This window comes from Nocardia barduliensis (assembly GCF_013315795.1).
In the GTDB taxonomy this organism is placed as follows: Bacteria; Actinomycetota; Actinomycetes; order Mycobacteriales; family Mycobacteriaceae; genus Nocardia; species Nocardia barduliensis.
Genome location: NZ_JABLTE010000002.1, coordinates 1 through 13,193 on the forward strand (window position 1 = coordinate 1; position 13,193 = coordinate 13,193).

10 protein-coding genes and 1 pseudogene are annotated in these 13,193 nt (G+C 64.8%); 5 read left to right on the plus strand and 6 right to left on the minus strand.

Features of this window, described 5'->3' with window-relative positions; all coding sequences use genetic code 11:
* From HOV91_RS01295 to HOV91_RS01305, 3 genes and pseudogenes are all read right to left on the minus strand, one after another.
* Nucleotides 1-356 (minus strand): annotated as a pseudogene (locus HOV91_RS01295) (hypothetical protein); the annotation flags it as partial.
* Nucleotides 353-868, minus strand: coding sequence for a Zn-ribbon domain-containing OB-fold protein (locus HOV91_RS01300; RefSeq protein WP_174183552.1), 516 nt, complete (start codon nucleotides 866-868; stop codon nucleotides 353-355). The pseudogene HOV91_RS01295 and the gene HOV91_RS01300, both read right to left, overlap by 4 nt.
* A gap of 318 nt (nucleotides 869-1,186) precedes the next feature.
* Nucleotides 1,187-2,407, minus strand: coding sequence for a cytochrome P450 family protein (locus HOV91_RS01305; RefSeq protein WP_217439240.1), 1,221 nt, complete (start codon nucleotides 2,405-2,407; stop codon nucleotides 1,187-1,189).
* Between the two features lie 786 nt (nucleotides 2,408-3,193).
* On the opposite strand from HOV91_RS01305, the gene HOV91_RS01310 reads away from it, so the two are divergent.
* Nucleotides 3,194-4,600 carry an MFS transporter gene (locus tag HOV91_RS01310; protein WP_312884421.1) on the plus strand — a complete coding sequence of 469 codons (1,407 nt, stop codon included), beginning with the start codon at nucleotides 3,194-3,196 and terminating at the stop codon, nucleotides 4,598-4,600.
* A gap of 357 nt (nucleotides 4,601-4,957) precedes the next feature.
* Here the strand turns inward: HOV91_RS01310 and HOV91_RS01315 are convergent, their stop codons facing one another.
* The gene (locus HOV91_RS01315; RefSeq protein ID WP_174183554.1) at nucleotides 4,958-5,725 is read right to left on the minus strand and encodes an SDR family NAD(P)-dependent oxidoreductase; all 768 of its coding nucleotides are present in this window, start codon (nucleotides 5,723-5,725) and stop codon (nucleotides 4,958-4,960) included.
* A gap of 145 nt (nucleotides 5,726-5,870) precedes the next feature.
* Between HOV91_RS01315 and HOV91_RS01320 the strand changes: the two genes are divergently transcribed.
* The gene (locus tag HOV91_RS01320; RefSeq protein WP_174183555.1) at nucleotides 5,871-7,079 is read left to right on the plus strand and encodes an amidohydrolase family protein; all 1,209 of its coding nucleotides are present in this window, start codon (nucleotides 5,871-5,873) and stop codon (nucleotides 7,077-7,079) included.
* A 25-nt stretch (nucleotides 7,080-7,104) separates the two neighbouring features.
* Complete coding sequence (locus HOV91_RS01325; RefSeq protein ID WP_174183556.1) at nucleotides 7,105-7,563, plus strand: MaoC family dehydratase; 459 nt, start codon at nucleotides 7,105-7,107, stop codon at nucleotides 7,561-7,563.
* A gap of 271 nt (nucleotides 7,564-7,834) precedes the next feature.
* Here HOV91_RS01325 and HOV91_RS01330 read toward each other — a convergent pair whose 3' ends face one another.
* Nucleotides 7,835-9,580, minus strand: a complete 1,746-nt coding sequence (locus tag HOV91_RS01330; RefSeq protein ID WP_174183557.1) for a CocE/NonD family hydrolase — start codon at nucleotides 9,578-9,580, stop codon at nucleotides 7,835-7,837.
* Nucleotides 9,581-9,936: 356 nt separating this feature from the next.
* Complete coding sequence (locus HOV91_RS01335) at nucleotides 9,937-10,695, minus strand: SDR family NAD(P)-dependent oxidoreductase (RefSeq protein ID WP_174183558.1); 759 nt, start codon at nucleotides 10,693-10,695, stop codon at nucleotides 9,937-9,939.
* Between the two features lie 393 nt (nucleotides 10,696-11,088).
* Between HOV91_RS01335 and HOV91_RS01340 the strand changes: the two genes are divergently transcribed.
* Nucleotides 11,089-12,426, plus strand: a complete 1,338-nt coding sequence (locus HOV91_RS01340) for a phenylacetate--CoA ligase family protein (RefSeq protein WP_312884422.1) — start codon at nucleotides 11,089-11,091, stop codon at nucleotides 12,424-12,426.
* Between the two features lie 11 nt (nucleotides 12,427-12,437).
* The gene (locus tag HOV91_RS01345) at nucleotides 12,438-13,124 is read left to right on the plus strand and encodes a hypothetical protein (RefSeq protein WP_174183559.1); all 687 of its coding nucleotides are present in this window, start codon (nucleotides 12,438-12,440) and stop codon (nucleotides 13,122-13,124) included.
* Nucleotides 13,125-13,193: the final 69 nt, after the last annotated feature.

Below are 13,193 nucleotides of genomic sequence, written 5' to 3' on the forward strand. Positions count from 1 at the left end.
AGTCGGTACACCGAGTGGTAGACGAGCACGGTGTTGGCGGTACCCGACCAGACGGCGTTGACGGCCGCGGTGATGTGATTGCCGATCGGCGGGCGCACGCCGGTCCAAAAGGTCACAGCGGGCAGGCCGAGGGCCGAGGCCACCACGGACGCGTCGATGCCGTTGGTGTGCAGGCCCCCGCCCACCACGCCGTCGATATCGGCGGCGGTGAGACCCGCGTCGCGGATGGCCGCGGTCGCGGCTTGCAGCACAGTGGTGAGTTCGGAGGTGTTCCGGTTGCGGCTGTAGGCCGAGCGGCCGAGGCCGACGATCGCGACTCGGTCTTTGATCGGGTTGCGCTGGGGAAGGAGGTTCATCGGGCGTTGTCCTTTGCTGCCACGACTCGGAAAGCGGGCCACGGCGACTCCGCGCGTTCGATCCAGGTCAATTCGACGGGCTGCCCGATTCGCTGGAGCGCGTCCGGTGTGTCGACCAGCGGTGCGACGACACGCAGGCCGACCTGCTCGTCGAGCTCGATCGCGGCCAGGGGCCACGGCGTGGAGTAGTCGACGAGCGGCGGTCCTTGGTGCAGGCGGGTCAGCAGATGCACTGTCCCCGCGCCTTGCACCGGACGGGCCGTCACCTCGGGCGACCAACAGGACGGGCATATGGGTCGCAGGGGCGTATGCCAGCGCAAACATTCGGAGCACCAGCCTGCCGTCAACTCGTGCGTGAGCAGTCCGCGGTAGTACTCGATGTTGACCTGGTCGAGCCGGATGTACGGATAGCGCGCGAAGACTTCCTCGTCGGAGGGCCGGTGCGCGCTGTCGTTCGGGTGATGGACCGCAGCGGCGCCGGAGTTCTCCGGCGTCGGTGACTCGCCGACCATTCTTACTCCCTTGTGTCGGTCTGGCCGACATCGTCGACCGATGACTCTGCCTACTCCATTGCCCGGCAGTCTCGGCGCAGCCGATTCCCCGCCTCGCAATTACATATATGATTGCACTATATGCAGTCCGCTGAACACCCGGATGGGGGTCGATCGCCCCGGTTCCCGCGGATGCCCCCGGGCGTTGGTCGACCGTCTCGACACCAGCTCGGCCATATAGCGTCGAGGAAAGCAGTCGGTCGGGACAGCTGTCCATGCGCGTAACGCACGCATCCGAGTTCACGGTTGGTGACGGTTCTGGCGCAGCACCTGGCGGTGTCAGGGCACGGGCAGCGGTGGTGACGGTGGGAAGGTGACCGGGAGCTCGGCCAGCGTGCGGTGCAGAGTTCCTGGGCGCCACTGCAATTCGTCGGCCGCAACGGCGAGCCGGAGTTCGGGGAGAGCGTCGAGCAGTTGATCCACGGCGCTCTGCGCGATGAGGTAGCCGAGTGTGCGGGCCGGGCATGCGTGCGGTCCGGCGCCCCATGCCAGGTGTGCGCGGTTGCCGGTGTGATCGCCGGAGGTGATCTCCGGATCGTTGTTGCAGCCGGCGAGGCTGACGACGACGGGTTGATGTGCGGGCAACCAGGTGCCGTCGATGAGGATGGGTTGGCGGGGGTAGCTGACGCTGTTGTTGGGCAGCGGCGGATCCTCGAACAGGACCTGGTCGAGGGCGTCGCGGGTGGACAAGGAGCCGCCGACGATATCGCCGTTGAATCCGTCGTCGGTGAGCAGCAGACGCAGGGCGTTGATGATGAGGCTCTGGGTGGGTCCCATTCCGAGGCCGTAGAACAGCAGGACCTGGTTCAGCATTTCCTCTTCGGTGAGTGTGGTGCCGCGACGCAGCAGACCGGTGGTGATGTCGGCGCCCGGCGTGGTGCGTTTGAACCGCACCAGTTCCAACAGGGATTGCTCGAATCGGCGATTGGCCTCCTGCGCGTCCACGCCATCGAGCATCGCGAGGACACCTGCGGCGGCTTTCTCGCTGATCGATGGCGGGCAGCCGAGCAATTCGTTGACGACTTCGAACACGATCGGAAATGCGTATGCGGCAACGAGATCTGCCGAACCGGTGGTGCAGAAAGTGTTGATCAACGGTATCGCGGTACGTTCGACGATATCGTGCACCGCGTGGAGATCGACCTCATCGAGGGCGGTGGTGAAGACGTCACGTAGCCGCGTATGAGCGTAGCCGGTGGCGCGGGTGGCATTGGGGCGCCAGCGCAGAATGGGCAGAACCGGGCAGTCCGCCGGGACGCTCGCCTCCCAAGTCCGCGGGTCGGCGGGAAAGCGCTCCGGATCGTTGAGGATGGCCAGGCCGGCGCGGTAACCGATGACGAGGGTGGCGGGAATGCCTGGCGCGAGTTCGATCGGCACCAGTGAGCCGTAGCGTTCGCGCATCTCCCGATAGGCGCCGTGCGGGTCGGCGCTGAACTCGGGGGAGTACAGGCTGGCGCGCGGTTGGTCGGTCGTAGTGAAGTCGATGGATGATTTAGACAATACAGGCTCCGAGAGGGGCGGCAGGGGGGTTCGCGGCCAGATAACTGAGGCGGCGGCTGTCCAGGACCATAGCGCAGCCATGGCGTCGAGGTGGACGATTTCAGCGCCCGTTCCCGGCGACAGCTCGGTCGTAACCGCCGCCGGAGGTCGCCATCGTGGCCGTCGGCGCCCCACGGCGCCATCGTGTGGACTGTTTCCCGCCAGCCCTGCCATGCTCCAGCGACCGTGCTCGATGCCATGAACCCACGGGAGGACACGACATTTCGATCGGGCGGCGAGCGCTGCGCCGCCTGGTGGTATCCCGCCGAAGGAGCGACCGCGCCCGGGGTGGAGGCAACGCGCTGGCCGCGGCAGGTGCTGATCGGCGAATCGCGGCCGCGATCAGTCAGGTGCCGTTCCTCGTCACCGACCAGATCGACTTCCTGCACCGCCACGTCGGTTGACGATGATCGGGATTCACCGGGACACGGTCGACACCGACGGTGTTCGTCGCTGAGCGCGTAGAAGCCATACTCCTCGGGGTCGGGGTGCAAGCGTTCGGCTCGCTGGCGGCCGATCGGCTGAGTCACTGCAAGCGTCCTACGGAAGTGATCGCTGTCGCCTACCTGTAGCCCTCACGCGTGCTCGCTTCCAGTCGCGTGTCGTGGCCGTTCTGTCTGATTTGCGCGTCGAGGTGAGTGTGTGCTCCTGTTAGATAGGTAGATAAACTAACTTTTAGTGTGACGCAGTTCGGAGTAGTCGATGGCCAAACGTGCGAAAAACTCTGCCAGACGGCCGAATCGACTGGTGACGATCGTCCTGTGCCTGTCGGGAGTCCTCGTCGCTCTACAGCACACGCTCGTGGTCCCGCTGCTCGGAGAGTTCCCGGCGATCCTCGGCGTCGACTACGCGAGCGTGTCCTGGCTGGTCACTGTGACATTGCTGACGGCTTCGGTCGCGACTCCGATCCTGTCCAGGCTTGCCGACATGTTCGGTAAGCGCCGCATGATGTTGTTCTCGCTCGCGACGATCGTTGCCGGATCGACCTTCGCCGCGGTGGGCGGGACATTCCTTTCCGTGCTGGTCGGGCGCGGGTTGCAGGGCTTGGCCTCCGCGCTGATCCCGATCGCCATCGGGATCATGCGTGACGAACTCTCCGAATCCGAGGTCACCGGCGCGACCGCCCTGATGAGCGCCACGCTGGGAATCGGATCCGCGCTGGGCCTACCGCTTCCGGGAATTCTCTTCGAGCACCTCGGCTGGGAGGCGATCTTCTGGATGTCTGCCGTAGCGGGCGGCGCACTGTTCATAGCAGTGCTGGTAGTCATTCCCGAATCGCCGGTTCGGACGCCGGGTCGGTTCGACGTCGGCGGCGCGGTTCTGCTCTCGGTAGCGCTCATCGCGTTACTGCTGGCCATCTCGAAAGGCGGCGCATGGGGGTGGACCAGTGCGGCTACTCTGGTCGCGTCGGCGGTGGCAGTGGTGTTCTTCGTGATGTGGTTTCCCTTCGAATTGCGAGTCGGTCATCCGATGGTGGATCTGCGGACTTCGGCGCGACGGCGCGTTCTGTTGACCAACCTCGCGGGACTGCTCGTCGGGATTTCGATGTACGCCAACATGCTCGCCACCACGCAGCAGCTCACGGCCGCCACGGAGACCGGCTACGGGTTCGGTCTCTCGGTCCTGACGGCAGGGTTGTGTCTGGTTCCCGCTGGTCTGATGATGGTGGTCTTCGCGCCTGTGTCCGCGCGGATGATCCGACGTGTGGGCGCCGCACGCACCCTGGTGATCGGAGCGACCGTCCTGGTCGTCGCCTACGGCATGCGAGTCCTGGTGAACGGATCGATACCGGCCATCGTGCTGGGCGCGATGTTCGTCATGATAGGCACCGCGGTGTCCTACGCCACGATGCCGATGTTGATCATGGGGTCGGTGCCCATCACCGAGACGGCTTCGGCCAATGGTCTGAACGCCTTGCTGCGATCGGTGGGTACGGCGATCTCCAGTGCCCTCATCGCCGCGCTGCTGACCGCGGTCACGGTGAACGTGGCGGGGCGCGAACTTCCTGCACTCGGCGCTTTCCAGCTCGTCTACGGAATCGCGGCGCTAGCGGCCTTGGCCACCGCTGCGGTGGCGATGTTCATCCCTCGGGGGGAGGCTCCGGCTATCGCCGGGTCCTCGGGTTGCGCGCCGGCGCCCGTTGCCGCATCATAGAGTTAAATAATTTGCTTATTTGAGTGGCGCGGTGCCGAGGCTGGTGACGAATGACGAGGTTGCGCCGCTGGATGCGTCGGCTCGAGTGGTTCGCTCGGTCCCGAATGGGGTTGCGGAAATTGTTCTGTCGGTTCTGCGGACGCGCACTGTTCGACGTCGCAGAATCTGCGCCGCATCGATATTGCTCGTTGTCCTGCGCGGAGCGTGATGTCGCGCGGTCACTCACCTATGCCTGGATACGCTTCTGACGTCTGTGGTTCGACCATGCGGGGCCGCGGCGGTTCGGTTCCGCCGAGCACGCGAGCGACTGCCGCCCCGGGGGATCCGGTGAGCGGCAGCCGTTCTCGCGATGCGTAGTCAGTACCGCATGTGCCTGCCCGCGGCCACGTTCAGGATCTCGCCGGTGGTGGCGGCGGAACGGTCGGAAATCAGGAATGCGGCGGCCTCGACGATGTCGGTGACATGAGCCAGGCGGCCCAGGGGCGCCTGCGCCGTCTCCTCGGCGCGCATATCCGCGTGCAGTGTGTCGGTGAAACGGGTTCCGGTCACCATCCCCATGGACAGTGTGTTCACCCGGATGCCGTATCGCCCACCCTCGTGCGCGCAGCTTCGGGTCAGCACGTTGAGCCCGCCTTTGGACACCGCGTACGGTGCCTCGATACCGAGCCCGCCCAGATCGGGAGCGTAGGTCGAGACGTTCAGGATCACGCCGCCGGTGCCCGCGTCGCGCATCTGTCGCATGGCCTGGCGGGAGAGCATCCACGGACCGCTGAGGTTGACCGCGAGCACGCGGTCCCAATCGGCGGGGTCGTAGTCGAAGATCGGCGCGAGGATGTTCAGCGCGGCGTTGTTCACCAGGATGGACAGCGGACCGACCTGGTCGCGCACCCAATCGGTGACCTCGATGATGCGGTCCCGGTCGCCGACGTCGAGTAGTTGCGGTATCACCCGCGCGCCGGTTGCCTCGCCGATCTCGGCGGCGGCCTGCTCCAGTCGTTGCTCGTGGATGTCGGTGAGCACGACGGTCGCTCCGTCCGCGGCCAAGCGGTGGGCGATGGCGCGGCCGATACCGACGCCCGCCGCCGCGGTCACCAGTGCGATGCGGCCATTGAGTTCCTCGGACAACACTGCCTCTTTTCCGGTCGTTGTTTCTCTAGAGTATCCCTCATTGCGAGAGGACCTCTCATGTTGCTAGTCTTGCCGCATTAGAACATGAACTTTCACGTTGCTCGCGACCATCCCGCCGCCGGCGTGAGAAGGAGACTCCGAGATGGCCTTGATCGAAAACACCGTCGGCACCCTGCCGTACCTGATGACCGACTTCGACCAGCACTCCTACGAGGCGCCCGACGCCTTCACCCGCTTCATGCCCAAGGACAAACTGCACACCGCCGTTCGCCCGATCGAAGCCCCGGGCTACGGCCGCAAGGTTCTGCTGGCCAACGACCGCATCGTCACCGCACTGGAAGCCGACCTGGAGCAGGCCTATGTTCCCGGCTCGCTGGTCGAGATGCTCAAGCAGCGCGCATCGGGCAACGCCACCGACGCCGACCGGTTCTACGAGCCGATTCAAGCCGAGTACCTGGACAAGGACAAGCGGCTGATCCAGCTGCGCGAGCAGCAGATCGAGAAGGCGATCATGTACCCGGGCGGCTGGGGCCTGCTGGCCGAGGCGTACTTGGACGGCATCGATCCGCTCTACGACAACCTCGAGTCGTTCAACCGCTGGATCGATGAGGACTGGGGCTTCGCCTACAAGGACACCATCTACGCCCCCGCGATGCTCTCCATGCGCGACCTGGATCGTGCCTGTGCCGAACTCGACCGGGTACTCGACGCCGGTGCGCGGTTCATCCTGCTGCCCGCGGGTCCGGCCTACGGCCGCTCGCCGGGCGATCCGTACTTCGACCCCTTCTGGGCGCGGATCAACGAGGCCAAAGCCGTGGTCTCCTACCATATTTCCGAATTCCACTACCAGGCGAACGTGGCGACGCACTGGGGCTGGGGTCTGAACCCGCCGTTCCAGTTCTCCGCCTGGCAGTGGCAGAACACCTACGGTGAGCGCCCGATCACCGACACGCTCTCGGCGTTGATCTTCGACAATCTCTTCGGCCGGTTCCCGAACATCAAGGTGCTGGTCAGCGAGTTCGGCGCGGAGTGGGTCCCGCATTTCATCCGGCACATGGACAAGAGCCGCGGTATGGCCCGCAACGGCCAGTGGCTGGGCGGTCAGCTCAGCGAGCGGCCCAGCACCATTTTCAAGAAGCACGTGCGCGTCGTGCCGTATCCGGAGGACGACACCGTCGCCCTCGCCGACAAGCTCGGCGGGGTGGACGCGCTGGTCATGGGCTCGGACTGGCCGCATGCGGAGGGCCTGCGCGAACCGGCCGACTTCTACGCGCGCGTGGAGGGGCTCGGGGACGAGAACCGCAAGCGGTTCATCCGCGACAACGGGATGAATCTGTTCCTGGGTACGTAGGACACCGAACTCGGAAAGAGGAGAGATGCAGGTCTTTGCCGATAAGGCACAGGTGCTGGCGGCGGTCGGGCAGACCTTGGGTACCAGCGACTGGATCCGTGTGACCCAGGAAATGGTCGACCTGTTCGCCGAGGCGACCGGTGACAAGCAGTGGATCCACGTCGATGTCGAGCGGGCTCGCCGGGAGAGCCCCTACGGCGGCCCGATCGCGCACGGCTATCTGACCCTGTCCCTGTTGCCGGTGCTCGGGAACCAGATCTATCGCGTGGAGAACACCAAACTGGGGCTGAACTACGGCTCCAACAAGGTGCGATTCCCGAGCGCGGTGCCGGTGGGCGCGCGCGTGCGCTCCACCGCCGAACTGGTGGAGGCGACCGAGGTGAGCGGCGGGGCGCTGCAACTGGTGGTCCGGCACACGGTGGAGATCGAGGACGCGGCCAAGCCGGCGATGATTGCCGAGGCGGTCAGCCGGGTCGTGTTCTGAAAGTCGGCTCGACGAGGAGTCGAAAGCCTGTGGCCGGTCCCGGAAGGGGACCGGCCACAGGTCTTTCCGCTCAGCACTCCGGGATCAGGGCCACGGGCCGGATCGCGGCGGTTGAGGGTCAGCGCAACGGACTGATCCGGAATCGGTGCGAGGCGGACACGATCGGCGTACTCCTGTTCAACGGGCTATCCGCGACCGGGCCGAGCGAATCGCAGGCAAGGATGCCGCCGTGGATGGACTGTCACCCCGAATGGGCGACACCTATCAGAAATTATCGCGAGTCGCTGCGATTGATGATGGGCAGAACGAGGCGACTCGGGTGGTCGGGTCCGTGATGGATGTGATTGACGGCGGAGATCATCTGGTGCTCGGACTCCTGCGCGATAACGCCGCCGGTGTTGGTGTTGCGGTCGTAGCGGGGAAAGTTGCTGCTGGAGATGTCCAGCCTGATGCGGTGCCCCGGCAGGAAGACGTTGGCCGTCGCGGCCATGTCGACGGTGATCTCATAGATCGTCCCGGGCTCCATCAATTCCTCCCGATCGAGGCCGTTGCGATGCCGAACACGCAGGATTCCGTCGCACAGGTTGATCGCCTTGCCGTCGGGGAAGACGTCGACGAGCTTGGCGGTGAAGTCGGTGTCCACCGCCGAGGAGGAGACGAACAACGTCACACTGATCGGACCGGTGACTTCGACGGGTACTTCGAGGACGGGCGTGGCATAGCACAGGACATCGTCACGACCGGCCACGTCTCGTTGGTCGACCGGGCCACAGAACCCATAAGTCGCCGGTAGGCAGGCACCGCCCGTTGTGGGCACCGGCCGGCGCGGATCGTAGAGGTATGTATCGCGCTCCACCTTCGGTGCGGGCTCGGTGGTCAGCGTGCCGTCGCCGTTCGAGGTGTTGGCGCGGCCAGTGCTGGTCAAGTGGTAGTCGGTCCACTGGGTGTCCGGCAGTGGCCAGTCCTGTTCGTCGCGCCACTGGTCGATGCCCATGACGAAGATCTTCACCGGCGCAATGTCGTCCAGGGCGGTGGTGTCACCGCGGAGCCAGCGGTCGAAGAACTTCAATTGCAGTCTGCCGAGACGTAGCGCTCTCGCCGGGGCCATTGGACCGAATGACCGATCCGGGTAGACGCCGCTTTGGGATATGTGATCCCACGGACCGATGATGAGGCGCTGCTCGGCACGAGCCAGCTCGGTTCCCGCCTGCTGGCGCGCGGTGACGAAGTCGCGGACGGTGGCTGGGATGAAGTGGTCGTACCAGCCGCCGATGTGCAACGCGGGAACTTCGACCTTCGGAACGGCGGGTCGAAGGTCGAATGCCTTCCAGAACTTGTCGTGAGCCGGGTGAGCCATGAATTCGCTCCACCACTTGCCGTACTTCGCGAGGACCGGCACCTCGCCGGTCGGCAGCACCTCGTTGAGAGAGTTGAGATCGAGCATGGCCCGACCGAGCTCGGGCAACACATCGGCCGTTCCCGCGCCTCGGCTCAGGGATCGCTGCGCGTCGAAGGTGTAGGTCATGGTGCACCACCACGTCACCGTGCTGAGAGAGAGGGCGCCGCCGTGCGAATACCAGGGCGTCCGGTACTTGTCGAGGGATGCGAAGCACGGTGAGATCGCCTTCAGTGCGGGCGGATTCGTCACCGCGGCCTCCCACTGCGCTATGCCCAGGTAGGAGGTTCCGCACATGCCCACGATGCCGTCGGACCACGGCTGCTCCGCGATCCACGCGATGGTGTCCTCGCCGTCTGTCCTGTCGGCCGCGTGCGGAGCGAACTCCCCGTCCGAGCGGAAAGTGCCTCGGCAGTCTTGGATCACGATCGCGTACCCGGCCTCGAGCACCGTCGCCAGATTGGGGATCGTGTCCCCGAAGGGTGACTCCATGTCCTTGCCGTAGGGAATGCGGATCAGCAACGTTGGAGCGGTCCCCTCGGCCGGCCGCCACACATTGGCGGCCAGCGACACGCCGTCGCGAACCGGTATCTTCACATCGATCTCATACAGATGACTCACGAGGCTCCTCAGCGAACTTCGACGAACATACTCAGCGGGTACGTTAGAGGTGCGCTAAGTACCCAGTTTGTAACCATAGCCATGGGTCGATCGAGGCGGGACGCTTTGGCGAATTTCGCATAATCAAATTAATCGTTTAGCTAAACGAGTTGTGTGGTGATGTGCTTTCGGGGGCATCCGTTGGTGTCGCCACGGCCGTCCCCGCGTGTGTTCACTTCGGCACCCGCACTGACGATCTGGAGGAGAAGCAACCTTCGGGTTGCGGCACCCGGACGGTGAGTCGTCAGTCGCGTGCCGCTGATATTCCGAGCGTTGTCGATACTCCGACGTGGCGCACTCGCCGGGCAATCGTCACCTCACCTGAAGTAGGCGCGGCCCCCGTCGGCGAACAGGGTGCGACCGGTCATGTAATCGGAGAGGCTGCTGGCGAGAAATACGACCACTCCACCGACGTCGTGGACCGGGTCTCCCATCCGCTTGAGCGGGGAAGGCTTGAGCGCCGCCGCCACTCCTTTGGGGCCGACGGACGCGGCCCACTGCTCGTAAGCGGGCGTGATCCCCATGGGGCAGACGACATTCACGTTGATGTTGTGAACGCCCCACTCGACGGCAACCGCCTTGGACAAACCGCGCACGGCTTCTTTGGCGGCAGCGTAGGTCGCCATCCGAGGTTCGCCGCCGGTACCCGCCGCCGAGCCGAAATTGATGACTTTGCCGGCGCTTTCCTTCAGATGGGGAAAGGATGCCGCCATGAAGTTGTAGGTGCCCAGCACACTCGATCGGTAGGCGTCATCGAGGTCTTGCTCCGTGGACATCTCGAACGGTACGAGCCGCTGCGTCATAGCGGCATTGACGAGGATGTCGAGACGGCCGAACTTTTCGACAGTGGCGACGACGGCGGCATCCACTTGTCCTCGGTCCGAGACGTCACATGGCAGGGCGATGGCCTCAGCGCCATCGGCCGCTAGTTCAGCGGCTACCTTCTCAACTCCTTCCGCGTTCACATCGACGCAGGCGACGCGGGCGCCCTGCTGTGTGAACGCGGTCGCGCATCCGGCGCCCAGGCCCTGCGCGCTGCCCGTGATGAGGGCGACCTTGCCCTTCAGAAGTCCCACTGATGAATTCCTTTCAGAGCCAGAAAGCATCCACCCGGTCGCTCCCGCCTCGGTTGTCGGTGTTCGGGTTTTCGCTGAGTGTGCCGTGCATGACAGTGGGGGCACGGCAAGGTGGGTTGCGGGTCGAAAGCGTCCAGCACTGCTCGACCTGCGCCGGGGAGTACTCCACCAGGTCTCGGTCGTTTCGGCGGTTAGCCGATGGCTGCAACCCTGCACCTTCGTTCGACGGATCGTGCTGAAGCACCATCCATTATCCGATAGATAATTCTACTGCTTACACGAAGCGCTCAACCTACGGGCGGGAACAGCGTTCCCTAGGTCACGGCAGATCCGGCGTCCTAGCGTGTGGTCCAGATCTCAATGTTGTGCGTCACCGATGGAGGAAGTCACGACGTGGAAGCGATCCAGACCAGAACGTTCGAGCGTAACGGGGGCGACCCGAGCCGACGGTTCTTCCAACCCGACATCGAAACCATGCCCCGCGAGCAGCTGCGTGCGCTGCAGGAGGAGCGCGTGCTCGCGCTCGTTCCCGCCGCTTTCGAGAAATCGCCGTTCTACAGGGAACTTTGGTCCGCGGCCGGCGTGGATCCGAGCCAGGTGCGCTCGCTCGATGACTTCATCGAGAAGATTCCGACCTTCACCAAGGACGACCTGCGTGCCTTCCGGGACCGGACCGGCGATCCTTTCGCCGGATTGCTGCAGGTACCCATAGAGGGTTTGACATCGATCATGTCCACCTCCGGGACCACCGGCACCCCGGAACTGCTCCCGGAGATCTGGGACGTTGCGCCCCCTCTACCGGCGTGCTCGGCCCGCGACCTCTGGGAACTGGGACTGCGGCCCGGGGATCGAGTGCTTGTTCCCGCCGGGACGTTCCGAGGGTTCTTCGACACTTTCTACCAGGAGATGGGGCTCATTCCGGTCTATGTCGACAGCTGGATCGGCCACGGAGCCGAAGTGTTGGAAGCGATACAGCGGTATCGGCCCGCCTACATGCAGTTGATGATGCCGACCGTCCTGGAACTGGAACGCTTCGAAAAGACCCACGACATTCGCGAGGTGTTCTCCTCGTTCAAGGGCGCAGCGTTCGCCGGACAGCCGCTCGGCGCCGCGCTGGCCAGGAAGGTCCGTGAGGACTGGGGCCTCGAGCTGTTCACCTACGCCAGTGCGGGCGATACCGGCACGGCATGGGAGTGCCGCCAGCACAACGGATATCACCTCTGGGAAGACCTTGTGCTGGCGGAATTCCTGCAGCCGGACAGTGATCGCGCGGTGGCCGACGGGGAGGTAGGCGAGCTCGTGGCTACCGACCTGGACAACCAGGCGGCACCACTGATCAGGTATCGAAGTGGGGATCTGGCTCGGTTCGATCGCGATCTCTGCGGATGCGGTCGCAGCCATGTTCGGCAATGGGTGATCGGACGACTGGGCGACGAGACCGTGGTGCAGGGCGTGCCGGTCGTCCTCGGCGAGGTCTGGCAGGCCATCGAGTCCCAAGAAGAAACCCACGACGGCATGTTCCAGGTCATCCGGGAATCGAGAGTCACCGATCGACTGCGACTGCGGGTCGGCTACGTCGGTCAACCGGATCTGGACGATCTGCGCGACCGACTGCGCATCGCGGTCAGCGCTCAGGTCGGAGTGGAGCCGGAGATCGAATTGGTACCGGTCGACAGCCTGCTCGAGCGCAGCTCGAGCGTCGCGAAATTCCCGAGAGTGGTGAAGCAATGAGTCGGAACACAATGACGGTTGCGATGGCGGGTCGCCATCCTTCCCTGGCCGGAATCGGGCAATTCACCCGTGAAGGCGGAAAGGTCGGCTTCGAGATCGGGTGGGCGGAGGTCGAACGGGACACCGTGTGGGCGCGTCGGCTTCTGGAGCTCTGGGAGCTGGGCCGGGCGGACAATGTGCTGGTGACCGCGCGCAATGCGGAGGGGCCTTGGTTCGGTCCCGTGGTTCGCGCACTCCGAATGGCCGGAGCGGTGTACAGCAATGCCGAGCCGTACGGCTGGGATTTCAAACGCAGTAAGGCGCTGATGGGATTCCTGCCCATGAAAGCGATGATCGGCATCGAGGGTGAACATGCCGCAGGGCTACTCGCCGACGAGCGCGCCACCGAACTGTTGCGTGACGTACCGGTGGTCTGGGCGCGTACCGACGCCATAGGACCTCTGCGCGCGGCCGGACTGAGTCCGGCGGAGATCGCGATGCTCGGACCCGCCCTCGCTGTCGAATGTCCGCAGCGAGCGGGATTGCATCTCGACCCCGCGGAATGGGGGATCGTCTCGGGCTCGTCGGGATTGCGTTTGTCGGTAGTTGGCGAACGGGAGTATCGGGGACGGGACCTGGCGGTGGGGTTCACCGGATCGGTCGATGAAGTGCCCTGTGCCTGCGGGCTACCCGGCCCCCGCGTTCATCTCAATCGGTGACATCCGGCGGGCGAGTTCGCCCGCCACGGCCGCAATATGTAGCGAGCGCCACGGTGGCCGCAGGAATCG

Excerpts from the sequence above, each read along its gene's own strand:
- HOV91_RS01300 (WP_174183552.1), bottom strand. The coding sequence starts at position 868 with ATGGTCGGCGAGTCACCGACGCCGGAGAACTCCGGCGCCGCTGCGGTC.
- HOV91_RS01345 (WP_174183559.1), top strand. The coding sequence starts at position 12,438 with ATGACGGTTGCGATGGCGGGTCGCCATCCTTCCCTGGCCGGAATCGGG.
- HOV91_RS01325 (WP_174183556.1), top strand. The coding sequence starts at position 7,105 with ATGCAGGTCTTTGCCGATAAGGCACAGGTGCTGGCGGCGGTCGGGCAG.
- HOV91_RS01320 (WP_174183555.1), top strand. The coding sequence starts at position 5,871 with ATGGCCTTGATCGAAAACACCGTCGGCACCCTGCCGTACCTGATGACC.